This window comes from Roseovarius atlanticus, from assembly GCF_019802205.1.
Classification (GTDB): domain Bacteria; phylum Pseudomonadota; class Alphaproteobacteria; order Rhodobacterales; family Rhodobacteraceae; genus Roseovarius; species Roseovarius atlanticus_A.
Genome location: NZ_JAHVHQ010000004.1, coordinates 62,395 through 86,700 on the forward strand (window position 1 = coordinate 62,395; position 24,306 = coordinate 86,700).

Below are 24,306 nucleotides of genomic sequence, written 5' to 3' on the forward strand. Positions count from 1 at the left end.
GTGACACCTTTTCCCCGTGGGAGGCCATATCATGGCATCATCGGACACTTTCGGAACGTCGCACCGCTGCGCGGACCCGACGCCGGGCCGCACCGGCCTGACGGTCCTGGCCCTGCTGATGATCCTTGGCGGCATGCTGGCCTTCTTCAACCCGTTCGCCGCGTCGCTGACGGTGACGGCGGTGGCGGGTATCGCCTTCCTGCTGATCGGGCTGACGCAGCTGTGGCTGGCCTTCAGCGCCAACACCGATGCGCTGGGCGGTCGTTTTCTCGGCAGCCTGATCGGAGTGTCCTTCGTCCTGTTCGCGCTGGCCCTGTTGCTGAACCCGGTGGCCGGGCTGATCACGCTGACCCTGGCCGTGGCGGTTCTGTTCGCCTTCCTGGGCGTGCTGCGCCTGGTCTACGCGTTCCGGATGCGGCCGCGCAGCGGCTGGGGCTGGATCGCCGGCGCCGGCGTGATGTCGGTCGCCCTCGCCGCGTTGATCGTGCTGGGCCTGCCCGAGGCGGCCGCGGGAGTGCTGGGGCTGTTCCTGGCCGTGGACCTGACGGTATCGGGTATCGCGACACTGGCCCTGGCGTGGCACAAGCCCGACACCCACGAGCGACGCGACGGCGCATAGTTCTGGAGACCCCCGGATCGGCAGCGCTGAGCCTCCGCAAGGTGGGGGTTCAGACCCTTGGCCGGAGTCTTTCCAATGGACAGCGGCAAGAGCCTGTGATTCCGTCACGGCATGACGGACCCGCGCATCACCATTCGCATCACGGCCATGATCGGCATCGCCACCCTGGTGGTGCTTCTGCTGATGGGCCGAAATCCGACCTGCCCCTGCGGCTGGGTCGATCTTTGGGGCACGGTGGGCACCAGCGAGGGCAGCCAGCAGGTGTTCGACTGGTACTGGCCAAGCCACCTGCTGCACGGTGTCCTGTTCTACGCACTTCTCTGGGCGGTGGCGCGGCGCATGGACGTGGGCTGGCGGCTGGTGATCGCCACCCTGGTGGAATGCGCGTGGGAGATCGTCGAGAACACCGACGCGGTGATCGAACGCTACCGCGAGGTGACGATCTCGCTCGACTACTATGGCGACAGCGTGCTCAACTCGGCCTCGGATATCGCGGCCATGTGGCTGGGCTTCTGGCTGGCGCGGCGCCTGCCGGTCTGGGCCAGCGTGGCCGTCGTGGTGGGGTTCGAGTTGCTGACCCTGTGGATCATCCGCGACAACCTGACACTGAACGTGCTGATGCTGCTCTATCCGGTCGAGGCGATTGCCGACTGGCAGGCCGGGGGCTGAGGCCCGGCGGCTGACTCCGGCGCCAGGAGGTCCCGGCTCGGAGGCCGGGACGGGGCGGTGCCAGCAGCAGGACCGGCCCGCGCGCTTCGCGGCGCCGGTGCGCGAGGGGACGAGGATCGCGCCGGGTCGCCCGGAGCCAAGGCGCGCGGGCCGGCCTGTTCTAGGCGCCGGCGCCGAAGGCGATCACCATGCCGTCCCGCCCTATATGCAAGGGCCCGCCATAGGAGGGCTCGACAGCGGCGCGCCAATGCGCCTCGGTGATGTCGGGGTCGCCGGACGGGATCAGGTGGTTCAGCGCCAGCGCCTTGGCACCAGCGGCGGCGGCGATGCGCCCCACCTCGTCGGCCGGGGAATGGCTGCGCAGGATATGCTCCAGCAGGCGGTTGTCGCCCGTGCCCATGCGCTCGACGATGGCCTGAACGCCCTCAGGCAGCATCGCCTCGTGCACCAGAAGGTCGGCACCACGGGCAAAAGCGATCATTTCGGCCATAGGTGCCGTGTCGCCCGACAGGACCAGCGTGTCGCCGCCATGTTCCAGCTTCAGCGCAAAGCTGTGCTCGACGGGGGGATGATCGTTGCGCATCGCCGAGACCAGCACGCCCTCCAGGTCGATGGGGCGGAGGTCCGAAAGATGGCCGATCGAGAACAGTTCGTGGAAGGGCGGGCGGCCCTCGTCCTCTTCGCGCAGGGCGATGTCGTACTCCATCGCGCCCAGGAACCCCTGCCAGTAGGTCTCGATCCCCGGCGGGCCGAAGATCGGGATCTCGTGCTGCAACCCGCCGGTCCAGGCGGTGTGCAGAAGCGGGCCCAGTTCGAGGACATGATCGGAATGCAGGTGGGTGATCAGCACCGCGTCGAGCGCAGTGAGCGGCAGGCCCGCCGCGCCGATGGCCCGCGCCGCGCCGAGGCCCGCATCGACCAGCAGGGTCAGGCCACCCATCTGCACCAGCGTCGACGTGGGCATCGGGCCGCCGGGGCGAATGGCCGGGCCGCCCTTGGTGCCCAGAAGGACCACGGCGCTTTGCATGTCCTCAGTCTTCATCCGTGCCGTCCTTTTTCCTTGCCCGTGTTCTTGCCTGCGCGCGGCGCGCGCGCTTGCCCATGCTGATGAAGGAATAGACGACCACCGCCGCCAGCAGGAGGATCACGATGTTCATGCGTCCCCCTCCGCCCCGGCGTCGCTGCCGTGGCGCTCCCCAGAGGTGTCGCGCGGCTGCGGGCGGCGCGGCCTGTCGCGGCCGAGAAAGACCATTGCGACGGTTGCCAGGATGACCAGGCCGATCGCGCCGGCGACAAGGTTGGACAGAAGGGTCATGTCACCCCCGGCCTGCGGTGTCGCCTGCCTGCAAAGGCGCTCGGGCCGTGGCGGTGCGCGTGTCGGGATGGGTCGGGCGGGTCATGGCGCGGTGTCCTCCTGTCCCCCGAGACGTACCCGCTGCGGCGCGCTCTGCCAAGTCGCGCCCGGTGCGGGCCGGGGCCGCCCGCGACGTTGCGGCTTGATCCCGGGTCGGGCTTGGTCTCAACTGCGGGGCCGAATGGCGGCACGCGGAGGCGGGGATGACACGCGCGACACCTTTATGGCTTCTGGTGACGGCGCAGGCTGTGGTCAGCGCGGCATCGCTGGTGGTCGAGATCGTGGCCGGGCGGATGCTTGCGCCGCATGTGGGCATGTCGCTTTACACCTGGACGGCGGTCATCGCCGTGGTCCTCGCAGGCTTTTCGGCGGGGCACTGGTGGGGCGGACGGCTGGCCGAGAAACCGGCCGGGCAGGCGCTGCGCTGGACCGGGGGCGCTTTGCTGGCCGGAGCGGTTACCACGGCGGGTGCGGTGCTGATCCTGCCGGCGGTTGCGGGCTGGGTGCTGGACGCGGTCGCGCAGCCGGTCTGGAGCATCACGGCGCTGACCATGCTGGTCTTTTTCCTGCCGTCCTTTTTCGCCGGTGTCCCGGCGCCGGTGCTGGCGGTAATCGCGGTGGCGACGGCCCGACGGACCGGCCCCGCCATGGGCGCGATGTTCGCCGCCGGGGCCGTGGGGGCGATTGCGGGCACGCTGCTGGCGGGATTCGTGTTCATCTCGTGGCTCGGCTCGGCGACGACGCTGGTGGTGGTGACGGCGGTCTACCTGGTCTCGGGCCTGCTCTTTCTATGGCTGGGGCGCTGGCGCGCGACCGGGGCAGGGGCGCTTGCGGTGCTGCTGGTGATCGGCGCGGGATACCTGGCGCTGGCCGCGCCCGACCCCTGCGACCGCGAAAGCCGGTATTTCTGCCTGCGGGTCGAGGATATCTCGGCCGACCCCGCCGACCCGGTGCGCCTGATGGTGATCGACCACCTGGCCCACGGGATCAGCGCCCGCCGCCTGCCCGAGGTGCAGTTCACCGATCACACCGCGATGCTGGACCGCCTGTCGACGCTGCGCGCCCCGCGGGACGATTTCACCAGTTTCCACATCGGCGGCGGCAATTACGCCGTGCCCCGTGCCTTTGCCGCGCGCGGCACCGGCGCGATCACCGTGGCCGAGATCGACCCGGCGGTGACGCGCATGGCGGCAGAGGCGTTCTGGTTCGACCCCGCCACCGCGACGGTCCTGCACGAGGATGGCCGCCGCGCGCTGCTGACCCGGCCCGGGGCGCGGTTCGACATCATCATCGGCGACGCGTTCACCGATGTCGTCGTGCCGGTGCACCTGGTGACGCAGGAGTTCTTTCAGCTTGCGGCGGACCGGCTGACCGAGGATGGCAGTTTCCTGATGAACGTGATCGACCACGAGGACAGGCTGGGCGCGCTGGCGTCGATCGTGGCGACGATGCGGACGGTCTTTCCGGTGGTCGAGGTCTGGACCGAGCAGGCCCGGCCCGCGCCCGGCCAGCGTGTCGTCTTCGTCGTGGTGGGCGGCCAGGCGCGAACGCCGGAAAACGCCATTGTCGCGCGGGCGCCCGACCCGACGCGGTTCGGCGCGTTTGCCGACGACATGGTGGCGCAGCTGGCGGCTGGGCGCGGGCAGGTCCTGACCGATGATTACGCGCCGATCGACCGGCTGATGGGCCGCGCGGACTGACGGCGCGGCGATGCGTTGAGACGAAAACGCCCCCGCAGGCGGCCGCGGGGGCGTCGGGCGAACAGGGGCTCTGCGCCCCTCGCGCCTCAGACCTTCAGGTTGGGAATGATCTGTTTCTTGCGGCTCATCACGCCGGGCAGCACCACGGTATCGCCCGAAACGGAGGCCTCGAAGCTCTTCTCGGCCACGCCCTTGACCAGGTCGTTGGGGACCAGCAGGGTCGCTTCCTCGTTCAGGATGTCCACGACGAAGAGCAGCACCTGGTCGACGCCGTCCTCTTTCGCCACGTCCTGCATCGAGGCCATCAGGCTGTCCTTGCGGTCGAGCACGGTGGCCGGCGCGGTGGTTTCCAGGACCGACACGCGGAACTTGGTGCCGCCGACCTCGTATTCCTTGCTGTCCATGCGGATCAGCTCGGCGTCGGAAAAGGCCGACACGTCCGACTTGGCCGCGAACATCTCGGCGGCATAGTCGGCGACGCTGACGCCCAGGTCGCGGGCCAGTTGCTCGGCGGTGGCGCGGTCGTGGTCGGTGGTGGTGGGGCTGCGGAATTCCAGCGTGTCGCTGAGGATGCAGGTCAGCGCCGCGCCCTTGGCCCAGTCGGGCATCTTTTCCGCGTCCTCGCCCATCAGGTCGATCATGATCGTCGCGGTGCAGGCCAGCGGGCGCACGGTGATGTCGATCGGCCCGGAGGTTTCCAGCCCGCCGACCAGCTTGTGGTGGTCGATGATGCCCTGCACGTCGGCGCCGTTGATGTTGGTCGGCAACTCGGCGGGGTTGTTGGTGTCCACCACGATGCAGGGCTGGCCGTCATCGACATTGGTGATGATGCGCGGCTTGGGCAGGTCCCACTTTTCCAGCATGAAGGCGGCCTCGGTGTTGGGCTCGCCCAAGAGCACGGCCTCGGCCTCCTGGCCCTTCACCTCGTTGAGGTACCACGCCCAGAGGATGGGCGAGCCGGTGCTGTCGGTGTCGGGGGATTTGTGGCCAAATACGAGCGTTGTCATCGGATGTGTCGTCCTCGGGGCTGGAATGAGTTTGTTCGCGCGCCTTATAGGGCTGTGCGAAGGGCTTGTCACCCATGCAACCTGCGGCCAAATTGCCGGGATGTATGATGCCCGCGAAACCCTGTTATACGCCCCGGTCAAGGCCTGGCTGGAGGCGCTGGGCTATGACGTGAAATCCGAGGTCGGCCCGGCCGACGTGGTGGGCCTGCGCGCGGAGGCCGAGCCGGTGGTGGTGGAGCTCAAGACCGGGTTTTCGCTGACCCTGCTGCAACAGGCCGTGGCCCGGCAGGCGGTGACCGAGCAGGTCTATGTCGCCGTGCCGCGCTGGAAGGGCAAGGCGGGATGGCGGGCGTTCAAGGGCAATATCGGCCTCTGCAAGCGGCTGGGGCTGGGGGTTCTCAGCGTGAAACCGGACACGGGCGAGGTGCAGGCGCATTGTCACCCCGCCCCGTTCCGCCCGCGCCAGTCCAAGGTCAAGCGCGCAAGGCTGCTGAAGGAATTCAACGCCCGCCGGGGCGATCCGAACGAGGGCGGCACGCGCGGGCAGATCGAGACCGCCTACAAGCAGGATGTGCGCGCCTGCGTGGCGTACCTGTCGGAACACGGCCCGTCCTCGGGCGCGGTCATCGCCCGGGCGACGGGCGTGGCGCGGGCGACGCGGATCATGGCCGACAACCACTCCGGCTGGTTCTTCCGGGTCGAGCGCGGGGTCTATGCGCTCAGCGACACCGGCATGGCGCTGTGCGAGGCGGAAAGCGATGCGTGACGCGCTCTGCGCGGCGCTTCTGTCGCCGGTGCTGGTGCCACAGGCGGCCTGGGTGGTGCTGCGTGCCGCACGCCTGCCCGAGGCGGCAGGCCCGCGCGAGGGCGTGGCCGGCGCAGGCCCGGACCTGCGGCTGCTGATCGTCGGGGACAGTTCCGCCGCCGGCGTGGGCGTCGAGACGCAGGAGGACGCGCTGGCGGGTCGGCTGGCGGCGCATCTTGCCCCGCGCTTCCGCGTGCACTGGCGGCTGGAGGCGCGGGGCGGGGCGACCACGACAACCGCCCTGGCCGATCCGGCGCAGATGCCGGACGGCCCGTTCGACGTGGCGGTGATCGCGCTGGGCGTGAACGACGCCAAGAACGGGATGCGCCGGACACGGTGGCGGCGCAACTACAGCGACCTCGTAAGCCTCCTGAAGACCCGCTTCGGTGTGACGCGCATCGTTGCCTCGGGCGTGCCACCACTGGGGGTGTTCCCGCTGCTGCCCCGCCCCTTGCGCGGGGTGCTGGGGGCAAGGGCCGCCGCACTCGATGCCGAGTTGCGCGCGCTTGTGGCGCAGGACCCCGCGCTGCGCTACGTTCCGATGGAGTTTCCGCCGGACCGGCGCCTGATGGCTGCCGACGGGTTTCATCCGGCCGCTCCGCTCTGTGACCTCTGGGCGGGCCGGGTGGCCGAGCGGATCGGGGAGGGGTGAGCGCCATGCTGTGTCGTATCGGAGAGGTGGAAGTCTGGCGCATCCTGGAGATCGACGCGCCCTTCCTTGCGCCCGAAGAGATGTTCCCGGGCGCCGGTAGGGATGTGGGCCGCATCATCGCCGAGAAAGTGCCGGGCGGGCTGTGCCCCCGCACGGGGCGCGTGATGCTGCCGATCCAGGGCTTTCTGCTGAAGACGCCCGACCACGTGATCCTGGTGGATACCTGCGTCGGCAACCACAAGACCGCGCCCAGCTTTCCCGACTGGCACAGGCGCGACACGCCGCGTTTCCTGAACGCGCTGGGCGCGGCGGGCGCGGGTGTGGAGGATATCGACTACGTCCTCTGCACCCATCTGCACGTCGATCACATCGGCTGGAACACCAGGCTGCTGGACGGGCGCTGGGTGCCGACATTTCCCAACGCGCGCTACCTGCTGCCGAAGGCGGACGAGGCGTTCTATGCCGAAAAGGCCCGGGGCATGTATGACGAGAGCCTCCTGCCGGTGATCGAGGCCGGGCAGGCCGAGCTGGTCGACGGCGCGCACGGTGTGGGCGACCACGTGACGCTGATGCCGACGCCGGGGCATACCGGCGGGCACGTGTCTGTCCGGGTGCATGGCGGCGGGGCCGAGGCGGTGATCACCGGGGATGCGATTCACACCGCGGCGCAATGCTGGCACCCCGAGTGGCATTTCACCTTCGACCAGGATGCCGAGCGGGCCGTCGCCTCACGCCGGATGCTGCTGGAAACGGCGGCGGAGCAGGGCGCGCGGGTGCTGGGCACCCATTTCCGGCTGCCGTCGCTGGGCCGGGTGCGTGTCGAGGGAGACGCCTTCGCGTTTCTGGAGGACGACTGAGGGAGCGCCATCGGCGACCCCCGGGGTGGCGATCCAACAGTGGTTCTGAAGCACTTTATCTTTGCCAAGTCATCAAAACAGCCGAGCGTTGTGCAGACCCCAACCAAATCGCCGCCCCCTGGGTGGGGGTCGTCGATGGCGCGGCGGCCTACGGCCTTTATTCCGCGCGCAGGGGTGTCACGGGTGAGATGTTTTCGGACACGGCGTAGGGTGCGTTTTCAACGCACCGTGCCGGCACGGATGATATCCGACCCAAAATAGGTGCGTTGGAAACGCACCCTACGCAAACGCCGCCTCCAGCGCGATCTCCACCATGTCGCCGAAACTGGCCTCGCGGTCTTCGCTGGGCAGGGCCTCGCCGGTTTGCAGGTGGTCCGACACGGTCAGCACCGACAGCGCCCGCGCGCCGTAGCGAGCGGCCAGCGTGTACATCTCGGCGGTCTCCATCTCGACGGCGAGGATGCCGTGGCGGGTCATCTGCTCGTTGAGGTCGGGGCGTTCGTCATAGAACGTGTCCGAGGAATAGATCCCGCCCACGTGATGCGGCACGCCCCGCGTTTGGGCCGCGGCCACCGCCGCCCGCAACAGGCCCCAGTCGGCGCAGGGGGCATAGTTCAGTTCCCGGAAGATGGTCGAGGAGGGCGTTCCGACGCTGCTGGCCGTCATGGCCAGAATCACGTCGCGCAGGCCCACATGCGCCTGCATCCCGCCGGTCGAGCCGATGCGGATCAGCGTCTTCGCGCCGAGGTCTCGCATGAGCTCGTTGGCATAGATCGACAGGCTCGCCATGCCCATCCCGCTGCCGTGGATGGTGACCGGGTGGCCCCGCCACGTGCCGGTAAAGCCCAGCATCCCGCGCACCGCGTTGACCTGCCGCGGTGCCTCCAGGAACCGCTCGGCGGCCCACTTGGCGCGCATCGGGTCGCCCGGCATCAGGACGGTTTCTGCAATGTCGCCGGCTGCGGCGCCTATATGGATCGTCATGGACTGCCCTTCGGTCTAAGGTCGCGTTACGGTCGCGCAAAGGTAACGCCTGACCCCGCCGCTGCAAGAGCTGCAAGAGAGGACACACACGAATGCGGATCTTGGCCCTGCTGGCCCTGCTCATGGCGATGCCCGTCGCCGCCCCTGCGCAAACCGCCGACGAGATCGGCGTGGCGCGACACGTGCTGTCGCAGGCGCAGGCGCGCTCGGTGGCCGAGAACCGCGAATATTGCGGCTATATCGGCTACACGGCCTCGGGCCAGCTGGCCACCACCCCGGCCCGGCGCGGGTTCCTGAACTATTGTCAGCCCCGCTGGCCCAAAAGGCTGCGGGTGGTGGCGTCCTGGCACACGCACGGCGCCTATGACGAAAGCGCCTGGTCCGAGGTGCCCACCGTCAACGATATCCGCGCCGACAAGGGCGAGGGCATCAATGGCTATGTCGGCACGCCCGCCGGGCGGCTGTGGTTTCTCGATACGCGCCGCATGGCGGTGCGCCAGCTCTGCGGTCCGGGCTGTATCCCCGCCGATCCGCGCCACGTCCTGGGCGCCGAGGGGCCGATCGCGCGCTCGTACTCGCTGCGCGAGTTGATGCGGCGCGAGGCGGCGCAGTTCCCCTGAGCCGACGCGCGGGCGCGCCCTAGCGGGCGTACTTGATAAACGGCGTCAACTGCCCGATCCGGTCGTAGAGCTGCCGCGCCTGCGTGTTGAAATCCTGCGTCATCCAGTAGACGGCCGGCGTACCGTTGGCGTCGGCGGCGGAATAGACCGCCTCGATCAGCTTGCGCCCGACGCCGGTGCCGCGCACCGACGGGTCGGCATAGAGGTCCTGCAGGTAACAGATCTTCTCGACCCGCCAGTTATGCGGGTGAAAGATGTAATGCACCAACCCCACCGGCGTTTCGCCGTCCAGCGCCAGCAGCCCGTTCTGGTCGGTCACCTCGGGCGCGCAGAGCCGCGCGAAGGTGGTGGCGTAGACCTCCTCGCTGACGCTGCTTTCGTAGAATTCCAGGTACGCGGTCCAAAGCGCGCGCCAGTCGGTTTCGTCCTGCGGTGCGATCGGGCGGATGGTCAGGCTCATGATGGGGGTCCTTCGGCTGCTCGGCGCAGATTGGGCCGAGCGCCCGGCGGATTCCAGCGTTTTTTCGCCGAGCGCATTGCATCGGGCGCCGGGACTGGCCATCTGTGTCGTCAACGAAACCGAGGCTACCCGTCGAGGAGACCAGAATGATTTCACGTATCGCAATCGCCACCGCCGCCGCGCTGTCGCTGGGCACCGCCAGCATCGCGCAGGAGGCCACCGGCACCGAAGAGAGCACGGACTCGCAGACCACCGGCTCTGAGACCACCGGCACCCAGAATGCCGAAACCCAGCAGGCCGCGAAGGAGCCGCCGACGAAGTCGCTTGAGAAGATCGAGCCGGCCGAGGGCATCAGCAACGAGACCCTGACCGACGAGAAGCTCAGCGCGTTCGTGCAGGCGCTGGCGGCGATCAACGCGGTCGGGCAGCATTTCGTGCCCAAGATCGAGGCCGAAACAGACGGCGAGAAGCGCGCCGAGCTGATGGCCTATGCCAACGATTCCATCGTCAACGCCATCGAGGTGATCGCCGACATCACCCCGGCGGAGTTCAAGGCGATCGACATCGCGGCACAGCAGGACGAGGAACTGAACCAGCGCATTCTTGACGAGATCAAGGTCGCCGCCGCCGAAGGCAAGGCCGCGCAAGAGGCCGCGGAAGAAGAGGCCGAAGCCGGCGAAGGCACCGAGGACGGTGCCGAGAGCGAAGCGCCCCAGACCGAGTAAGCGCGCCGGACCTACGGCACGCTCAATACGCTCCGGGGTCGCGCACTATCCCCCGCGAAAGACCCCGGAGCGTATCAGAACAGCCCGTTGTCGTTGGCCGACTGGCCGGTGATGACCTGCAGGACGTCCCAATGCTCGACGATCCTGCCGTTTTCATCGAAGCGGAAGATATCCATGCCGGCGTAATCGTCGCTGCCCGGCCATGTCTGGTGGCAGTGCAGCACCACGAGGTCGCCCTCGGCCACCGCGCGGACAAAGCGCACCTGCTTGCCCGGATAGTCCCGCGCCATCCTCTCGAAATAGTCGATGAAGGCATCCTTGCCATCGGCGACATGCGGGTTGTGCTGGATATAGGTGTCGCCCGCGAACTGCGCGATGGCCTCGCGCGGGCGGCATTGATTGAACATCAGGTCGTAAAAGGCCATGGCACTGGCCCTGTTGCGATCCGTCCGGTCGGTCACTCGGCGGCCACCGCCTTGGGATCGGCCAGCGTGACGATATCCATCATGATCGTGTTCAGCTCGAAATCCTTCGGCGTATAGACCCGCGACACGCCCATTTCCAGCAGGCGCTTGGCGTCTTCCTCGGGGATGATCCCGCCGACGATCAGCGGCACGTGGCCCAGCCCCGCCTCGCGCATCCGGTTCAAGAGGTCCTCGACCAGCGGCATGTGCGATCCCGACAGGATCGACAGGCCGATCACATGCGCCTCGTCCTCCAGCGCGGCGGTCACGATCTCCTCGGGCGTCAGGCGGATGCCCTCGTAGGAGATGTCCATGCCGCAATCGCGGGCGCGAAAGGCGATCTGCTCGGCGCCGTTCGAATGGCCGTCAAGCCCCGGCTTGCCCATCAGGAATTTCAGGCGGCGGCCCAGCTTCTTGCTGACCGCATCGACCGCCTCGCGGATATCGTCGAGGCCCTCGGTCCGGTTCGACGGGCTGCCCGAGACGCCGGTGGGGCCGCGATACTGGCCGTGGATCTGGCGCATCTGTTCCGCCCATTCGCCGGTGGTGACACCCGCCTTGGCCGCCGCGATGGAGGCGGGCATGATGTTCTCGTTCTTCGCCGCCGCCTCGCGCAGGGCCGCCAGCGCGGTTTTCACCGCCTCGTCGTCGCGCTCCTTGCGCCAGGCGTTCAGGCGGTCGATCTGTTCGGCCTCAGTCGCCGGATCGACCCGCATGATGCCGCCATCCTCGGATTGCAGCGGGCTGGGCTCGGTCGTGGTGAACTTGTTGACGCCCACCACCGTGGTCTCGCCCGCCTCGATCCGGCCAAGACGGTCGGCGTTGCTGTCCACCAGCCGCGCCTTCATGTGCTCGATGGCCCCGATCGCGCCGCCCATGCTGTCGAGCGTCTCCAGCTCCTGCCGGGCGCTGTCCTTCAACTGCTCGACGCGGGCATCGACGGCGGGGTTGCCGTCAAAGAGGTCCTCGTATTCCAGAAGGTCCGTCTCGTAGGCCAGGATCTGCTGCATCCGCATTGACCATTGCTGATCCCACGGGCGGGGCAGGCCCAACGCCTCGTTCCAGGCGGGCAGCTGCACCGCGCGGGCGCGGGCTTTTTTCGACAGCGTCACGGCCAGCATCTCGATCAGGATGCGGTACACGTTGTTCTCGGGTTGCTGCTCGGTCAGGCCGAGGGAATTGACCTGCACGCCATAGCGGAAGCGGCGGAACTTGGGGTTCTCGATGCCGTAGCGGGTTTGCAGGATCTCGTCCCACAGGTCGACGAAGGCGCGCATCTTGCACATCTCGGTCACGAACCGGATGCCCGCGTTGACGAAAAAGCTGATCCGCCCGCAGAGCGCCGGGAAATCCTCTTCCGGCACGCGCGGCTTCAGCTCGTCCAGCACGGCGCAGGCGGTGGCCAGCGCAAAGGCCAGTTCCTGCTGCGGCGTGGCGCCGGCCTCCTGCAGGTGGTAGGAACACACGTTCATCGGGTTCCACTTGGGGATATGGGTGTAGCAGTATTCGGCCACGTCCCCGATCATCTTGAGGCTGGGTTTCGGCGGGCAAATATACGTGCCGCGGCTGAGGTATTCCTTGATCAGGTCGTTCTGCACCGTGCCCTGCAGCGCGCTGACATCCGCGCCCTGTTCCTCGGCCACGGCGACATAGAGCGCCAGCAGCCACGGCGCCGTCGCGTTAATGGTCATCGAGGTGTTCATCTGGTCCAGCGGGATCTGATCGAACAGCGTGCGCATGTCGCCCAGGTGACAGACCGGCACGCCGACCTTGCCGACCTCGCCCTTGCTGAGAACGTGGTCGCTGTCATAGCCCGTCTGGGTGGGCAGGTCGAACGCCACGCTGAGGCCCGTCTGCCCCTTGGACAGGTTCGATCGGTAAAGCGCGTTCGACGCCTTGGCGGTGGAGTGGCCCGCGTAGGTGCGGATCAGCCAGGGACGATCCTTGGGGGTGTCATTCTGCATCTGCGACATCGGGCGGCCTCGTGAATCGGTTTGCGCAACTTTCTTTCAACAACGGCAAACTATTCGGAATTATGTGAGCCTGTCAATTCGCTGCGTTGCGGCAATTCGAGGCGGGGTGGGGTGAGTGGCCTCACTAAGCACACACGGCAGCCTACTATCCCTCGCGCGGAATCAAGGCCGAAGGCCGCCGCGCGATCGGCCGCTGACCGAAAGGCGATTGCCTGCAATCGCCGAAAGGGGGGCCGCCCCCCGGTCTGGCGATTGGTTGCCGTAAGCGCTTCAATTTGAGGTTCTTCGGAGTTGGCGGGGATAAAGTGCTTTGAACTTCTGTTGGTTCGCCAGCCCGCGGTCTGCCAATCGCGCGGCGGCGAGCCGAACGGCAGCGCACTGGCGGCGTTTTCCTTTGTACCCCCTCACGCGGGCTGGCATGGTGCGGGCAATGACGCAAACGGTTGAACTTCCCCTGTGGCTGCTGGTGCTGATCCTGCTCTTCGCGGCGGTCACCTTTGCCTCGCATTTCCTGTTCCCCTCGGTGCGCTGGTTCTTCCGTCGCCGGATGGAACGCGTGGTGAACCGCCTGAACCAGCGGCTGGAGCGCAAGATCGAGCCGTTCAAGCTGGCGCGCCGCTACGACATGATCCAGCGCCTGATCTACGACCCCGAGGTCAGCAAGGCCATCGCCGAGCACGCGCGGGAAAACGGCATCCCCGAGAACGTGGCGTTCGAGAAGGCCAAGAGATATGCCCGCGAGATCGTGCCCAGCTTTTCCGCAACCGCCTATTTCGGCATCGCGATCCGGCTGGCGAAGCTTCTGAGCACGGCGCTTTACCGCGTGCGGATGGGGCGGTTCGACGCAGAGGGGATCGGCAGGATCGACCCCGACGCCACGGTGATCTTCGTGATGAACCACCGCTCGAACATGGATTACGTGCTGGTCACGTGGCTCGCCGCCGAGCAGTCTGCGCTCAGCTATGCCGTGGGCGAATGGGCGCGCGTCTGGCCGCTCAGCCGGCTGATCCGCACCATGGGGGCCTATTTCATCCGGCGCCGGTCGCTCAACGCGCTCTATCGCCGGGTGCTGGCGCGCTATGTCGGCATGGCCACCGATGGCGGCGTGACTCAGGCCGTGTTCCCCGAGGGCGGTCTGAGCCTCGACGGGGCGCTGGCCAAGCCCAAGCTGGGGATCCTGAAATACATCATCGAGGAACGCGAACCGGACGGGCGCGACGTGGTCTTCGTGCCGGTCGCCGTGAACTATGACAGGGTGTTCGAAGACCGCATCCTTGTCGCGGCCGGCAAGGCGGGCAAGCGCCGCTTCGGGGCGCGGATCAGCGTCGTGGCGGGCTTCGTGCTGAAACAGGTCTGGCTGTGGGTCACCCGGCGCTATCACCGCCACGGCTATGCCGCGGTCAGCTTCGGCGCGCCGGTCTCCCTGTCGGCGTTTCAGCGCGAACACCCCGGCGCCCCGGTCGAGAGGCTGGGCGACCGCCTGATGACGCGGATCGGGCAGGAGGTGCCGGTGCTGCCGGTGCCGATGGTCGCCCACGCCCTCCTGGCGGCCGGAACGCCGCTGCCCGAGGTTGAGCTGAGAGAGGTGCTGGCCGGGATGACCGACAGCCTGGGCCAGGCCCATATCCACATCCCGCGCGAGGATCTGGCCTATTCCGTCGAGGTCGGCCTGAGGATCCTGCGCAAGCGCGGGCTGGTCCGCGACACCGCACAGGGCATCGAGATCGTGCCCGAAGAGCGCGACCTGCTGGTTTATTACGCCAATTCGATCCGGCAGTTTTTCGCAGATGCGGCGCAAAACGGCTGATTTTTCTGCGACTGCTGGGTTATAAAATTTCAAAAACACACAAGTTGGCATTGCATTGTTGCGCAATGAAAGATATTTCAGTGCGGACACGCCCGATTCTGCATCGCGGCAAACGCTTATGAAGGAGGCCCCGATGGCTCTGGACACCGACACCGGAATCGCGCCCTACGACGCGCCCGAGAAAGACCTCTACGAGATCGGCGAACTGCCGCCCCTGGGATACGTACCAAAGCAGATGTATGCCTGGGCCATCCGCCGTGAACGTCACGGCGAGCCCGACAAGTCGTTCCAGGTCGAGGTGGTGGACACGCCGACGCTCGACAGCAACGAGGTGCTGGTGCTGGTGATGGCCGCGGGCGTGAACTACAACGGCATCTGGGCCGGTCTGGGCGAGCCGATCAGCCCCTTCGACGGGCATGGCGCGGACTATCACATCGCGGGCTCCGACGCGTCGGGCGTCGTGTGGGCCGTGGGCGACAAGGTCAAGAACTGGAAAGTGGGCGACGAGGTCGTGATCCACTGCAACCAGGACGACGGCAACGACATCCACTGCAACGGCGGCGACCCGATGTTTTCGCCCACGCAACGCATCTGGGGCTACGAGACGCCCGACGGCTCCTTCGCGCAGTTCACCAACGTGCAGGCGCAACAGCTGATGCCGCGGCCCAAGCACCTCAGCTGGGAGGAAAGCGCCTGCTACACGCTGACGCTCGCCACCGCCTACCGGATGCTCTTCGGCCATCACCCGCACGAGCTGAAGCCCGGCCAGAACGTGCTGGTCTGGGGCGCGTCGGGGGGCCTCGGCTCCTTCGCGATCCAGCTGGCCAACACCGTGGGCGCCAACGCGATCGGCGTGATCTCGGACGAGGACAAGCGCGATTTCGTCATGTCCCTCGGCGCCAAGGGCGTCATCAACCGCAAGGATTTCAACTGCTGGGGCCAGCTGCCCAAGGTGAACAGCCCGGAATACAAGGAATGGTTCACCGAGGCGCGCAAGTTCGGCAAGGCGATCTGGGACATCACCGGCAAGGGCAACAACGTCGACATCGTGTTCGAGCACCCGGGCGAGGCGACCTTCCCGGTCTCGACGCTGGTGTGCAAGAAGGGCGGCATGGTCGTGATCTGCGCCGGCACCACCGGGTTCAACTGCACCTTCGACGTGCGCTACATGTGGATGCACCAGAAGCGCCTGCAGGGCAGCCACTTCGCCCACCTGCAACAGGCCTCGTCCGCCAACAAGCTGGTGGTCGAGCGCCGCATCGACCCCTGCATGTCCGAGGTCTTCCCGTGGGACGAGATCCCCGGCGCACACATGAAGATGCTGCGCAACGAGCACAAGCCGGGCAACATGGCGGTGCTGGTGCAATCGCCCCGCACCGGCCTGCGCACGGTCGAGGACGTGCTGGACGCCGGCAAGAAAAGTTAAGCTTTCTCCCTGTCGGGCCGGTTCGGCCCGCATCTGGCCCGCGAATCGGGGACCCGGTTCGCGGGCTTCTTTTCTTGTCCTGCGCCGGGTTCAACGAATTCAGGAGGCTGGAAATCTCGCCCTCGCTATTTCCGGGGAGTGAAAAACCGCGAATACGGCCAAAATCTTAAACATGCTAAAGTTGAGTTAACCTTTCGTTAACCGCTCCCGGAGGAGGCTGTGATGCAGAACGAGTGGATACTTGACGTCCTGGCCGACCTCAGGACCTTCGCTCGGCAGAACGGTCTTGCGGAGCTTGCCGAACAGATCGACGACACGAGACTCGTCGCGGCGGCGGAGCTGACGTCGAAATCGACGCCCGCGCGGGAAGGGACGACTGGGTATGAACGTGCAACCGCCACGGCGGCTCGAACCGATCTTGGAAGACCTCGAACGCGCCCGTGACCCGGCGGACCTGCAGGACGTCGCCATACGCCTGCGCGACCTGTTCCACATCGACCATCTCGTCTATCACTGGGTCAGCGCGGCGGGCGACCAGTACGGCTGCGGCACCTACGATCCGGCCTGGGTGGCGCGCTATGTCGAAAAGGATTACCTGCGCATCGACCCTGTCATCAAGGGCTGTTACCAGCGGTTCCACCCGGTCGACTGGAAGCGCCTGGACTGGTCCGGCAAGCCCGCGCAGGCCTTCCTGAAAGAGGCGCTGGACCATGGCTTGGGCAACCAGGGCTATTCCATTCCGCTGCGCGGGCCGAACGGGCAGTTCGCGCTCTTCACCGTGAACCATCGCTGCGATGACGACGCCTGGGCGGCGTTCACCGAGTCGCGCCGCCGCGAGCTGATCCTGTGCGCCCACACCTTCAACCAGAAGGCGCTGGAGTTCGAGCCCGACCGCGCCCCCGCGCCCGCGCGGCAGCTTTCCCCGCGCGAGGTGGATGCGCTGACGCTGCTGGCGCTGGGCTATGGCCGGGCACAGGTGGCCGACACGCTGTCGATCTCGGAACACACGCTGCGGGTCTATATCGAATCCGCGCGCTTCAAGCTGGGGGCGATCAACACCGTACATGCCGTGGCCCGCGCCATCAGCCAGGGGCTGATCGTGATCTGACATGACGCCGGTGACCGCAACGCGCGGTGCTCGCACGGGCGCTTAACGAATTGTCGAGAATTTTCCTCTTATCGTCACGACAGAGGGGAATTCGACCATGCTACGCTACCTATACGCCGATCAACTGAGCCGTTTCGCCAAGCTGTCCGATGGCTTGTTCCGCGACCGGGCCGACCAGTTCGGAACCCGGCTCGGCTGGGACGTCCGCGTCGATGCGCAGGGGTTCGAGCGCGATGAATACGACGCCCTCAACCCGCTTTACGTGATCTGGGAAGGGGCGGACGGGCGCCACAAGGGCTCGATGCGGTTCCTGCCCACCACCGGGCGCACGATGATCAACGACCATTTCACCGACATCCTGGGCGGCGGCACGATTCAAAGCCCGCACATCTGGGAATGCACGCGCTTTTGCCTGGCGCGCGGCGCCGAAAGCCGGGTCGCCGCCGCGCTGATGCTGGGCGGGGGTGAGTTGATGCGCCATTTCGGCGTGCAGCATTTCGCCGGCGTGTTCGATGCGCGCATGGTGCGGATCTACCGCATGATCGGCTCCTCGCCCGAGGTTCTGGGCAGCACCGGCGCGGGCCGCGACCGGATCAGCGTGGGCTTGTGGGAATTCACCGATGCCGCCCGCGCCCAGGTGGCCCGCCGCGCCGGCGTGACCCCGCAGCTGAGCGAGCAGTGGTTCCGCCGCAGCTTTGGCGACGAGCGCCAGCCTTTCGCGCAAACGGCCTGAGCGGGGCGCACCGGAATTTGCGCAAATTCCGAGCCGGAAAATACGCATTTTCCGGCCCATTTTCTGCGCAGAAAATGGTGCCCGCGCTGGTGCAGCGGTGTGCGCGGCTGTAGGGTCGCGCCATGTCCCAGACCGCGCTCATCTATTCCGACGACCAGGCCGAGGCCCATGACCGCATCGCCGCCGCGCTGCGCGAGGTGGGTGTCGACCTGGAAGAGGGCATGCTGACCCCGCCGCGCGAGGGGAAAACCCGCGTCATGGCCGTTGTGGGCAAGGCCGGCTCGGGCAAGACTCTGCTTCTGGCCGCCCTCTACCGCGCGCTGGAAGAGGCGGGCGTCGACGTGGTCTCGGGCGACTGGGAAGGCCGCCGCCGCAAGGACCGGCGCACCCTGGCCATCCTTGCCCCCACCAACAAGGCCGCCAGCGTTCTGCGGATGCGCGGCGTGCCCGCCACCACCATTCACCGCATCCTCTATACTCCCGTCTACGACCCCGAATACGAGCGCATCGCCGAATGGCTTGCCGGCAATGGCGACAAGCCCGAGATCGAGGGCCTGACCGAAGAGGCGCTGGAACGCGCGCGGCTGTTTTACGGCACGCACAAGTCCATCCCCGGGGCGCTGGCCGCCGCCGGTCTCAGGGGCAGCGATTTCATCACCGGCTGGAAGCGCCGCGAAGAGCCTTTGGATATCGGCTTCATCGACGAGGCCTCGATGCTGGATGAAAAGCAATACGAGGACCTGCAGGAAATCTTTCCGACGCTGCTTCTCTTTGGCGACCCCGCGCAGCTGGCCCCGGTGAACCAGTCCGGCGCGATGGTCTTCGACGGGCTGCCCGCGCCCGCCAAGCTGACGCTGAACCGCATCCACCGACAGGATGCCGACAACCCGATCCTGGACCTGGCCCATGCGCTGGGCGACCCCGAGGCGGGCTTCCAGGATTTCGAGCGACTGGTGGAACAGAAGGCGGCGCAGGACGACCGCGTGCAATGGGCGCAAAGGGTCGAGGTGGACCTGATGGCGCGCTCCCCCGTCCTCGTCTGGCGCAACGCCACCCGCATCCGCCTGATCAACGCCTTCCGCGCCGTGCACGGCGCGCCCGACACCGAATTGCTGGAAGGCGAGCCGCTGATTTGCGACGGGCTGGAACTGCCGCTCAAGCACCGCAAGAAGCGGCTGGATCTGGAGGCGCGCGGCCTGATCAAGGGCGCGCAGGTGATCTATCTGGGCGCGGGCCGCAAGCCGGGCTTTTCCCGCCTGCACGTGATGGGCGCCGAGGACCCGCGCGTCAGCGCCGCCAGCATCGTCAAGATCGAGAAGCCCGACGAGGAAGAGCCGTTCATCCCCTTCGCCGCCCGCATGGGGGCCACCTTTCTGCATGGCGCGGCGGTGACCATTCACAAGGCGCAAGGCTCGCAATGGCCCGACGTGCAGGTCTTTGCCCCCGACATCTATGCCGCCGCCCGCATGGGCCGGACCGAGGCGGGGCAGCCCTTGTGGAAGCGTCTGGCCTATGTCGCCATCACCCGCGCCGAGGAGCGGCTGCACTGGGTGGTGCGCAACCGGCTTTCCAAACCCACCGGGGCCTTGCGCATCGACGACCTGCGCGCGGCGCCCGCGCCCCTGGAACTGGAAGCGGAGGAAGAGGCATGAAATCCATCCTGATCACCGGGGCCAGCTCGGGCATCGGCCGCGCCACGGCCGAAGTGTTCCTTGACGCAGGCTGGCGCGTGGGGCTGCTCGCCCGCCGCGCCGACAAGCTGAAAGAGGTGGCCCAGGGCCGCGAGGCGGTGGTTCTGCCCGCCGACGTGACCGATGCCGACGCCATGGCCCGCGCCTTCGGGACGTTTCTGGACAAGGCCGGGCGTCTGGATGCGGTGTTCAACAACGCCGGCATGTTCGGTCCCTCGACCACGCCCGACGCGGTCAGCGTGGCAGAGTTCGACGAGGTCATGGCCGTCAACCTGCGCGGCATGTTCATCACCGCGCGGCTGGCCTTCGCCGCCATGCGCGCGCAGGACCCGCAGGGCGGGCGGATCATCAACAACGGCTCGCTGTCCGCTTATGTGCCGCGCCCCGGCTCGATCTGCTATACCACGTCGAAACACGCGATCACCGGCATGACCCGGTCCCTGTCGCTGGATGGCCGGCCGTTCGACATCGCCTGCGGGCAGATCGACATCGGCAATGCGGAAAGCGAGCTTGTGGCGGGCCTGAAACAGGCCAATCCCGAGATGCACACGATGGACGTGGAAAACGCCGCACGATCTGTCCTGCACATGGCCGAGATGCCGCCCGAGGCCAACGTCCAGTTCCTGACGGTGATGGCGACGAAGATGCCCTATATCGGCCGGGGGTAGGGAGCCGCGCGATTGCCAGACCGCGGGATGGCGAGCCGACACGTGTACATGGCGCTTTATGGAAGCCGCATCCGTAATACCTCTGATCGGCGCGCCATTGTCACCCAATCGCCAGCCCGTCCGGGCGGCCCCCCTTTCAGCGATTGCTTGCAATCGCCTTTCGGTCACCGGACGATCGCGCGGCGGCGCGGCGTGGCCGCGCCTTGGTTCCGCGCGGGGCCTCGTTTATCGAGCGCCTCTCGCCCCGCGAGATCCCGGACCGGGTCCGGGATGCGTGGTTCATCCGGTTCGACGCCGCGCCCCGGGCCTTTCCCGCGCAACGTCATCCTCGGGCTCGACCCGAGGATCTCTCACGCCGCAAGACCCCGGCTCCCCCCTGGGTGCCGTGGTTCTTCCGGTTCGACGCAGCGCGCCCGGCCTTTCCCGCGCAACGTCATCCTCGGGCTCGACCCGAGGATCTCTCGCCCCGCGAGACCCCGGCTCACCTTCGGATCCCAGCAGCACCGCTCAGCCGTCCGACCCCGCCCGGACCACAAATCCCTTGCCTCGCCACCCTTTTACCGCAACTCTGAAGACATGACATTTCAACCCACCTCTCCGTTCCCGCCGCAAGGCAGCGCGCAACAGGTGGCCTTCCACCGCACCGAGCTTGCCGCGATCCTGTCGGTCTATGGCCGCATGGTCGCCGCCGGAGAATGGCGCGACTACGGGATCTCCAGCCTGCGCGACGTGGCGATCTTCTCGGTCTTCCGCCGCACCGCCGAGAACCCGCTCTACCGGATCGAGAAACGCCCCAAGCTGCGCAGCCGGCAGGGGCAATACGCGGTGATCGGCATGGACGGGCAGGTGCTGAAACGCGGGCACGACCTGCGCACCGTCTTGCGCGTGCTGGAGCGCAAGCTTATCCGTGCGGTAGACTGAACCAACAGGAAAACGCATGACGACCCTGCCCGATTTTCGGCTGGAAACCCATTTCGCCAAGTGGGAATTCAAGGCCCGCCACCACATGACCGCCTCGGACGCCGAGAGCATGTCCCTTCCCGAACTGCTGGCCATGGCCAGCCCCGAGGACCGCGACGGGTTCGAGACTATGTGGCTGGGCTATACCGAAACCTACGGCGCGCCCGACCTGCGCGCGGCGATTGCCGCAACCTACAAGGCGCAACCGGCGGACAATATCCTGTGTTTCGCCGGGGCCAGCGAGGGCATCTTCGCCGCCAACACCGTGCTGCTGGACGCCGACAGCCACGCCATCGTGGTCACCCCCAACTACCAGTCGCATGAAAGCCTGCCCCTGGCGATCTGCGAGGCGACCGGCGTGCCGCTCGACCCGGACGATGGCTGGTCGCTCGACATCGACCGGGTGCGCGCCGCCATCCGCCCGAACACCCGCCTGCTGACCATCAACTTTCCGCACAACCCCACCGGCGCGATCCTGCCGCGCGACCGCTATGACGCGCTGATCGCGCTTTGCCGCCACCACGGAATCTGGATCCTGCATGACGAGATCTTCAACGGTCTCGGCCCGTCGGACGCCGAACACCTGCCGTTCATCGCCGATGTCTACGAACGCGGGCTCTCGCTGGGCGTGATGTCGAAATCCTACGGTCTTCCGGGGCTGCGGATCGGCTGGATCGCCTGCCAGGACCGCGAGGTGCTGAGCCGGATGGAGCGGATGAAGCACTACCTGTCGATCTGCAATTCCGGCCCCAGCGAGCGGCTGGCGCTGATCGCGCTCAAGAACCGCGATGCGATCCTCGCGCGCAACTGCGCCATCGTCGACGAGAACCTGCCCAAATGGGACGCGTTCTTCGCCCGCCATCCCGACCTCTTCGACTGGCACCGGCCGGACGGTGCCTGCATGGGCTTCCCGCGCTACCTGGGGGCGGATGGAGTCGAGGACTTCGCCCGCAAGCTGGTGGAAGAGTCGGGCGTTCTTCTGTTGCCCGGCACGATCTACCGCTCCGACCTCGGGCCGACCCCGACAGACCGCTTCCGCCTCGGCTTCGGGCGGCGCGGGCTGGACGAAGGACTGGCGGCGATGGAGGCGCATCTGACGCGCGCCGGCTGATCGGCGGCCCACGAAATTCGTACGAATTTCGTGGGGCCTACCGCAGGTCGTACACCAGGCGCGGCAGCATCCGGCCCGGGATCGCTTCGGACGGGGCCGCGCCCGCGGGACGGCAGCCCATGGCGACATAGAAGGGCACCGCGCCGGGATCGGACTCGACGATCATTTCCGCGGCCCCCATCCCGCGGGCCGTCCCGACCGCCCACTGAAACAGCCGCCGCCCGGTGCCCATGCCCATATGCGCGGGGTCGACGAAGAGCCTTTGCAGCGTACAGCCCTCGTCCCCGTTCGAGACCTGCACCATGCCGAGCAGCGTCTCGCCCTCGACCTCGGTGATCGTCGGAATGTCTTTCAGATCGGCCTCGGTCAGCGTCAGCACCGGCACGCAGGCGGCCATGAACTCCGCGTCATATCCCCAATAAGCCTTGGACCGCAGGCACAGGGCCGTGAGGTCGGCAAGGTCTCGCACGGAAGGCTGGCGCAATTCGGGCATGACGCAGTCTAAAACGAAAACGGGCAGGGATCATCCCGCCCGTTTGCCAATTCATTGCCGGACCGGATCACTCGTATTCCGGACCCAGCGCCGTCAGGCCCTTGAGGATGTCGATGGCATAGGCCAGCTGGTAGTCTTCCTCGCGCAGCTTGGCGGCTTGCTCGACCTTCTCGCGGTCTTCCTCGATCTGGCGGATCTCGTCCTCGCTCAGGCTGTCATTGTCCAACCGTCCGCGCAGGTCCGCCTCGGAGCGGTCAAAGCGGTTGGCGGGGTTTTCCTCCTCGTCCTCCTCGCTTTCCTCGGCGCGGCGCGGCTGGTCCACGATGATGTCCGGGCTGACACCCAGCGCCTGGATCGAGCGGCCCGACGGCGTGTAATACCGCGCCGTGGTCAGGCGCATCGCGCCGTCGCCCCGCAGCGGCATGACCGTCTGGACCGATCCCTTGCCAAAGCTCTTGGTGCCCACGACGATGGCGCGGCGGTGATCCTGCAGCGCGCCGGCCACGATTTCCGACGCCGAGGCCGACCCGCCATTGATCAGCACCACGATCGGCTTGCCCTCCGCCAGGTCGCCCGGCTTGGCGTTGAAGCGCTCGCCATCCTCGGGCGCACGGCCCCGTGTGCTGACGATCTCGCCCTTTTCCAGGAACGCGTCGCTGACCTGGATCGCCTGGTTCAACAGGCCCCCGGGGTTGTTGCGCAGGTCCAGCACGATGCCGTTGATCTTGTCGATGCCGCCCGCGTCCTCGATCTGCTCGGCCAGGCCGCTTTCCAGGTTGCGGAAGGTCTGGTCGTTGAACGTGGTCACCCGCAGCACGACGCTTTGCTGTTCGGTCCGCACCCGCACGGCGGTCAGTTTGATCGTGTCGCGCACGATCGACACGTCGAACGGCTCCGCCTCGCCTTCGCGGACCACGGTGATGACGATCTCGCTGCCCACCGGGCCGCGCATCATTTCCACCGCCTCGTCCAGGGTCAGGCCCAGCACGCTTTCGCTGTCCACATGGGTGATGAAATCGCCCGCCTCGATGCCGGCATTCTCGGCCGGCGTGCCGTCGATCGGCGACACGACCTTCACGAATCCGTCTTCCTGCGTCACCTCGATGCCAAGCCCGCCGAACTCGCCGCGGGTCTGCACCCGCATGTCGGCGGCATCGTCGGGGCTGAGATAGCTGGAATGCGGATCGAGCGAGGTCAACATGCCGTTGATCGCGGCCTCGATCAGTTCGCCTTCGTCCACTTCCTCGACATATTGCGAGCGGATTCGCTCGAAAATATCGCCGAAGAGGTCAAGCTGTTCGTAGACATTCGTCGTCTTGGCCGCCTCCTGCGCCAGAAGCGGCGCGGCGACTTGGGTTGTCACGACCGCGCCCGTCAGGCTGCCGACGAGGGCGGCGATCAGAAACTTCTTCATCGGGTT

At 67.1% G+C, this 24,306-nt stretch carries 27 protein-coding genes; 17 read left to right on the forward strand and 10 right to left on the reverse strand.

Going from position 1 to position 24,306, the window contains the following annotated elements:
- Positions 1-31 precede the first annotated feature (31 nt).
- Together KUV49_RS16880 and KUV49_RS16885 are read left to right on the forward strand one after the other, a co-directional pair.
- A complete protein-coding gene (locus KUV49_RS16880; protein WP_222452151.1) occupies positions 32-619 on the forward strand; it encodes an HdeD family acid-resistance protein in 588 nt (195 codons plus the stop codon).
- Between the two features lie 111 nt (positions 620-730).
- Entirely contained in the window at positions 731-1,288 is a 558-nt protein-coding gene (locus KUV49_RS16885; RefSeq protein ID WP_222452152.1) for a DUF2585 family protein, read from the forward strand.
- Between the two features lie 160 nt (positions 1,289-1,448).
- Here KUV49_RS16885 and KUV49_RS16890 read toward each other — a convergent pair whose 3' ends face one another.
- Genes KUV49_RS16890 through KUV49_RS16895 form a run of 3 tightly spaced genes read right to left on the reverse strand, consistent with a single transcriptional unit; the run spans position 1,449 to position 2,603 of the window.
- The gene (locus KUV49_RS16890) at positions 1,449-2,330 is read right to left on the reverse strand and encodes an MBL fold metallo-hydrolase (RefSeq protein ID WP_261391555.1); all 882 of its coding nucleotides are present in this window, start codon (positions 2,328-2,330) and stop codon (positions 1,449-1,451) included.
- On the reverse strand, positions 2,320-2,445 hold the full coding sequence (locus KUV49_RS21565) for a hypothetical protein (protein ID WP_261391556.1): 126 nt from the start codon (positions 2,443-2,445) through the stop codon (positions 2,320-2,322). The genes KUV49_RS16890 and KUV49_RS21565 overlap by 11 nt, the downstream gene beginning before the upstream one ends.
- On the reverse strand, positions 2,442-2,603 hold the full coding sequence (locus KUV49_RS16895; protein ID WP_222452153.1) for a hypothetical protein: 162 nt from the start codon (positions 2,601-2,603) through the stop codon (positions 2,442-2,444). Before KUV49_RS16895 ends, KUV49_RS21565 begins: the two co-directional genes overlap by 4 nt.
- A 242-nt stretch (positions 2,604-2,845) precedes the next feature.
- Here KUV49_RS16895 and KUV49_RS16900 point away from each other — a divergent pair, with 242 nt between their 5' ends.
- Complete coding sequence (locus KUV49_RS16900; RefSeq protein ID WP_222452154.1) at positions 2,846-4,342, forward strand: fused MFS/spermidine synthase; 1,497 nt, start codon at positions 2,846-2,848, stop codon at positions 4,340-4,342.
- An 86-nt stretch (positions 4,343-4,428) separates the two neighbouring features.
- Here the strand turns inward: KUV49_RS16900 and KUV49_RS16905 are convergent, their stop codons facing one another.
- Positions 4,429-5,349, reverse strand: coding sequence for a manganese-dependent inorganic pyrophosphatase (locus KUV49_RS16905; protein WP_222452155.1), 921 nt, complete (start codon positions 5,347-5,349; stop codon positions 4,429-4,431).
- Positions 5,350-5,449: 100 nt separating this feature from the next.
- On the opposite strand from KUV49_RS16905, the gene KUV49_RS16910 reads away from it, so the two are divergent.
- Genes KUV49_RS16910 through KUV49_RS16920 form a run of 3 tightly spaced genes read left to right on the forward strand, consistent with a single transcriptional unit; the run spans position 5,450 to position 7,663 of the window.
- The gene (locus tag KUV49_RS16910; protein WP_222452156.1) at positions 5,450-6,115 is read left to right on the forward strand and encodes a DUF2161 domain-containing phosphodiesterase; all 666 of its coding nucleotides are present in this window, start codon (positions 5,450-5,452) and stop codon (positions 6,113-6,115) included.
- Positions 6,108-6,806: an SGNH/GDSL hydrolase family protein gene (locus KUV49_RS16915; RefSeq protein ID WP_222452157.1), complete on the forward strand. Its 699-nt coding sequence runs from the start codon at positions 6,108-6,110 to the stop codon at positions 6,804-6,806. Before KUV49_RS16910 ends, KUV49_RS16915 begins: the two co-directional genes overlap by 8 nt.
- A 5-nt stretch (positions 6,807-6,811) precedes the next feature.
- Positions 6,812-7,663: an MBL fold metallo-hydrolase gene (locus tag KUV49_RS16920; RefSeq protein WP_222452158.1), complete on the forward strand. Its 852-nt coding sequence runs from the start codon at positions 6,812-6,814 to the stop codon at positions 7,661-7,663.
- A gap of 279 nt (positions 7,664-7,942) precedes the next feature.
- Here KUV49_RS16920 and deoD read toward each other — a convergent pair whose 3' ends face one another.
- Positions 7,943-8,647: a purine-nucleoside phosphorylase gene (gene deoD, locus KUV49_RS16925; protein ID WP_222452159.1), complete on the reverse strand. Its 705-nt coding sequence runs from the start codon at positions 8,645-8,647 to the stop codon at positions 7,943-7,945.
- A 92-nt stretch (positions 8,648-8,739) separates the two neighbouring features.
- Here deoD and KUV49_RS16930 point away from each other — a divergent pair, with 92 nt between their 5' ends.
- Positions 8,740-9,267: a DUF4329 domain-containing protein gene (locus KUV49_RS16930; RefSeq protein ID WP_222452160.1), complete on the forward strand. Its 528-nt coding sequence runs from the start codon at positions 8,740-8,742 to the stop codon at positions 9,265-9,267.
- A gap of 19 nt (positions 9,268-9,286) precedes the next feature.
- Here the strand turns inward: KUV49_RS16930 and KUV49_RS16935 are convergent, their stop codons facing one another.
- Positions 9,287-9,727, reverse strand: coding sequence for a GNAT family N-acetyltransferase (locus tag KUV49_RS16935; RefSeq protein WP_222452161.1), 441 nt, complete (start codon positions 9,725-9,727; stop codon positions 9,287-9,289).
- A 146-nt stretch (positions 9,728-9,873) separates the two neighbouring features.
- Between KUV49_RS16935 and KUV49_RS16940 the strand changes: the two genes are divergently transcribed.
- Complete coding sequence (locus tag KUV49_RS16940; protein WP_222452162.1) at positions 9,874-10,452, forward strand: DUF4168 domain-containing protein; 579 nt, start codon at positions 9,874-9,876, stop codon at positions 10,450-10,452.
- A gap of 74 nt (positions 10,453-10,526) precedes the next feature.
- Here KUV49_RS16940 and KUV49_RS16945 read toward each other — a convergent pair whose 3' ends face one another.
- Positions 10,527-10,877, reverse strand: a complete 351-nt coding sequence (locus KUV49_RS16945) for a nuclear transport factor 2 family protein (RefSeq protein WP_222452163.1) — start codon at positions 10,875-10,877, stop codon at positions 10,527-10,529.
- 32 nt (positions 10,878-10,909) lie between these two features.
- Positions 10,910-12,889 carry a protein meaA gene (locus KUV49_RS16950; protein ID WP_222452164.1) on the reverse strand — a complete coding sequence of 660 codons (1,980 nt, stop codon included), beginning with the start codon at positions 12,887-12,889 and terminating at the stop codon, positions 10,910-10,912.
- A 430-nt stretch (positions 12,890-13,319) separates the two neighbouring features.
- On the opposite strand from KUV49_RS16950, the gene KUV49_RS16955 reads away from it, so the two are divergent.
- From KUV49_RS16955 to KUV49_RS16995, 9 genes are all read left to right on the forward strand, one after another.
- Positions 13,320-14,696 (forward strand): 1-acyl-sn-glycerol-3-phosphate acyltransferase, encoded by a 1,377-nt coding sequence (locus tag KUV49_RS16955; protein WP_222452165.1) that lies wholly within the window; start codon positions 13,320-13,322, stop codon positions 14,694-14,696.
- Positions 14,697-14,829: 133 nt separating this feature from the next.
- Positions 14,830-16,122, forward strand: a complete 1,293-nt coding sequence (gene ccrA / locus KUV49_RS16960) for a crotonyl-CoA carboxylase/reductase (RefSeq protein ID WP_222452166.1) — start codon at positions 14,830-14,832, stop codon at positions 16,120-16,122.
- 222 nt (positions 16,123-16,344) lie between these two features.
- Complete coding sequence (locus tag KUV49_RS16965) at positions 16,345-16,566, forward strand: hypothetical protein (RefSeq protein ID WP_222452167.1); 222 nt, start codon at positions 16,345-16,347, stop codon at positions 16,564-16,566.
- Positions 16,505-17,230, forward strand: a complete 726-nt coding sequence (locus tag KUV49_RS16970; protein ID WP_222452168.1) for a helix-turn-helix transcriptional regulator — start codon at positions 16,505-16,507, stop codon at positions 17,228-17,230. Before KUV49_RS16965 ends, KUV49_RS16970 begins: the two co-directional genes overlap by 62 nt.
- A 97-nt stretch (positions 17,231-17,327) precedes the next feature.
- Positions 17,328-17,963, forward strand: a complete 636-nt coding sequence (locus KUV49_RS16975; protein WP_222452169.1) for an acyl-homoserine-lactone synthase — start codon at positions 17,328-17,330, stop codon at positions 17,961-17,963.
- Positions 17,964-18,085: 122 nt separating this feature from the next.
- Positions 18,086-19,615, forward strand: coding sequence for an AAA family ATPase (locus tag KUV49_RS16980; RefSeq protein WP_222452170.1), 1,530 nt, complete (start codon positions 18,086-18,088; stop codon positions 19,613-19,615).
- Positions 19,612-20,322, forward strand: coding sequence for an SDR family oxidoreductase (locus tag KUV49_RS16985; RefSeq protein ID WP_222452171.1), 711 nt, complete (start codon positions 19,612-19,614; stop codon positions 20,320-20,322). Before KUV49_RS16980 ends, KUV49_RS16985 begins: the two co-directional genes overlap by 4 nt.
- A gap of 576 nt (positions 20,323-20,898) precedes the next feature.
- Positions 20,899-21,243 (forward strand): DUF2794 domain-containing protein, encoded by a 345-nt coding sequence (locus KUV49_RS16990; RefSeq protein WP_152493970.1) that lies wholly within the window; start codon positions 20,899-20,901, stop codon positions 21,241-21,243.
- Positions 21,244-21,259: 16 nt separating this feature from the next.
- Positions 21,260-22,393 carry an aminotransferase class I/II-fold pyridoxal phosphate-dependent enzyme gene (locus KUV49_RS16995; RefSeq protein WP_222452172.1) on the forward strand — a complete coding sequence of 378 codons (1,134 nt, stop codon included), beginning with the start codon at positions 21,260-21,262 and terminating at the stop codon, positions 22,391-22,393.
- 37 nt (positions 22,394-22,430) lie between these two features.
- On the opposite strand, the gene KUV49_RS17000 is transcribed toward KUV49_RS16995, so the two are convergent.
- Together KUV49_RS17000 and KUV49_RS17005 are read right to left on the reverse strand one after the other, a co-directional pair.
- Positions 22,431-22,886 carry a GNAT family N-acetyltransferase gene (locus KUV49_RS17000; protein ID WP_222452173.1) on the reverse strand — a complete coding sequence of 152 codons (456 nt, stop codon included), beginning with the start codon at positions 22,884-22,886 and terminating at the stop codon, positions 22,431-22,433.
- Between the two features lie 67 nt (positions 22,887-22,953).
- The gene (locus KUV49_RS17005) at positions 22,954-24,300 is read right to left on the reverse strand and encodes a S41 family peptidase (protein WP_222452174.1); all 1,347 of its coding nucleotides are present in this window, start codon (positions 24,298-24,300) and stop codon (positions 22,954-22,956) included.
- Between the last annotated feature and the right edge of the window lie 6 nt (positions 24,301-24,306).

Coding starts and splice junctions, on each gene's coding strand:
- KUV49_RS16990 (WP_152493970.1), top strand. CDS start 20,899: ATGACATTTCAACCCACCTCTCCGTTCCCGCCGCAAGGCAGCGCGCAA.
- KUV49_RS16950 (WP_222452164.1), bottom strand. CDS start 12,889: ATGTCGCAGATGCAGAATGACACCCCCAAGGATCGTCCCTGGCTGATC.
- KUV49_RS16985 (WP_222452171.1), top strand. CDS start 19,612: ATGAAATCCATCCTGATCACCGGGGCCAGCTCGGGCATCGGCCGCGCC.
- KUV49_RS17000 (WP_222452173.1), bottom strand. CDS start 22,886: ATGCCCGAATTGCGCCAGCCTTCCGTGCGAGACCTTGCCGACCTCACG.
- KUV49_RS16980 (WP_222452170.1), top strand. CDS start 18,086: ATGTCCCAGACCGCGCTCATCTATTCCGACGACCAGGCCGAGGCCCAT.
- KUV49_RS16975 (WP_222452169.1), top strand. CDS start 17,328: ATGCTACGCTACCTATACGCCGATCAACTGAGCCGTTTCGCCAAGCTG.
- KUV49_RS16915 (WP_222452157.1), top strand. CDS start 6,108: ATGCGTGACGCGCTCTGCGCGGCGCTTCTGTCGCCGGTGCTGGTGCCA.
- KUV49_RS17005 (WP_222452174.1), bottom strand. CDS start 24,300: ATGAAGAAGTTTCTGATCGCCGCCCTCGTCGGCAGCCTGACGGGCGCG.
- KUV49_RS16945 (WP_222452163.1), bottom strand. CDS start 10,877: ATGGCCTTTTACGACCTGATGTTCAATCAATGCCGCCCGCGCGAGGCC.
- KUV49_RS16910 (WP_222452156.1), top strand. CDS start 5,450: ATGTATGATGCCCGCGAAACCCTGTTATACGCCCCGGTCAAGGCCTGG.
- deoD (WP_222452159.1), bottom strand. CDS start 8,647: ATGACGATCCATATAGGCGCCGCAGCCGGCGACATTGCAGAAACCGTC.
- KUV49_RS16885 (WP_222452152.1), top strand. CDS start 731: ATGACGGACCCGCGCATCACCATTCGCATCACGGCCATGATCGGCATC.
- KUV49_RS16955 (WP_222452165.1), top strand. CDS start 13,320: ATGACGCAAACGGTTGAACTTCCCCTGTGGCTGCTGGTGCTGATCCTG.
- KUV49_RS16930 (WP_222452160.1), top strand. CDS start 8,740: ATGCGGATCTTGGCCCTGCTGGCCCTGCTCATGGCGATGCCCGTCGCC.
- KUV49_RS16940 (WP_222452162.1), top strand. CDS start 9,874: ATGATTTCACGTATCGCAATCGCCACCGCCGCCGCGCTGTCGCTGGGC.
- KUV49_RS16935 (WP_222452161.1), bottom strand. CDS start 9,727: ATGAGCCTGACCATCCGCCCGATCGCACCGCAGGACGAAACCGACTGG.
- KUV49_RS21565 (WP_261391556.1), bottom strand. CDS start 2,445: ATGAACATCGTGATCCTCCTGCTGGCGGCGGTGGTCGTCTATTCCTTC.
- KUV49_RS16880 (WP_222452151.1), top strand. CDS start 32: ATGGCATCATCGGACACTTTCGGAACGTCGCACCGCTGCGCGGACCCG.
- KUV49_RS16895 (WP_222452153.1), bottom strand. CDS start 2,603: ATGACCCTTCTGTCCAACCTTGTCGCCGGCGCGATCGGCCTGGTCATC.
- KUV49_RS16965 (WP_222452167.1), top strand. CDS start 16,345: ATGCAGAACGAGTGGATACTTGACGTCCTGGCCGACCTCAGGACCTTC.
- KUV49_RS16900 (WP_222452154.1), top strand. CDS start 2,846: ATGACACGCGCGACACCTTTATGGCTTCTGGTGACGGCGCAGGCTGTG.
- ccrA (WP_222452166.1), top strand. CDS start 14,830: ATGGCTCTGGACACCGACACCGGAATCGCGCCCTACGACGCGCCCGAG.
- KUV49_RS16970 (WP_222452168.1), top strand. CDS start 16,505: ATGAACGTGCAACCGCCACGGCGGCTCGAACCGATCTTGGAAGACCTC.
- KUV49_RS16905 (WP_222452155.1), bottom strand. CDS start 5,349: ATGACAACGCTCGTATTTGGCCACAAATCCCCCGACACCGACAGCACC.
- KUV49_RS16995 (WP_222452172.1), top strand. CDS start 21,260: ATGACGACCCTGCCCGATTTTCGGCTGGAAACCCATTTCGCCAAGTGG.
- KUV49_RS16890 (WP_261391555.1), bottom strand. CDS start 2,330: ATGAAGACTGAGGACATGCAAAGCGCCGTGGTCCTTCTGGGCACCAAG.
- KUV49_RS16920 (WP_222452158.1), top strand. CDS start 6,812: ATGCTGTGTCGTATCGGAGAGGTGGAAGTCTGGCGCATCCTGGAGATC.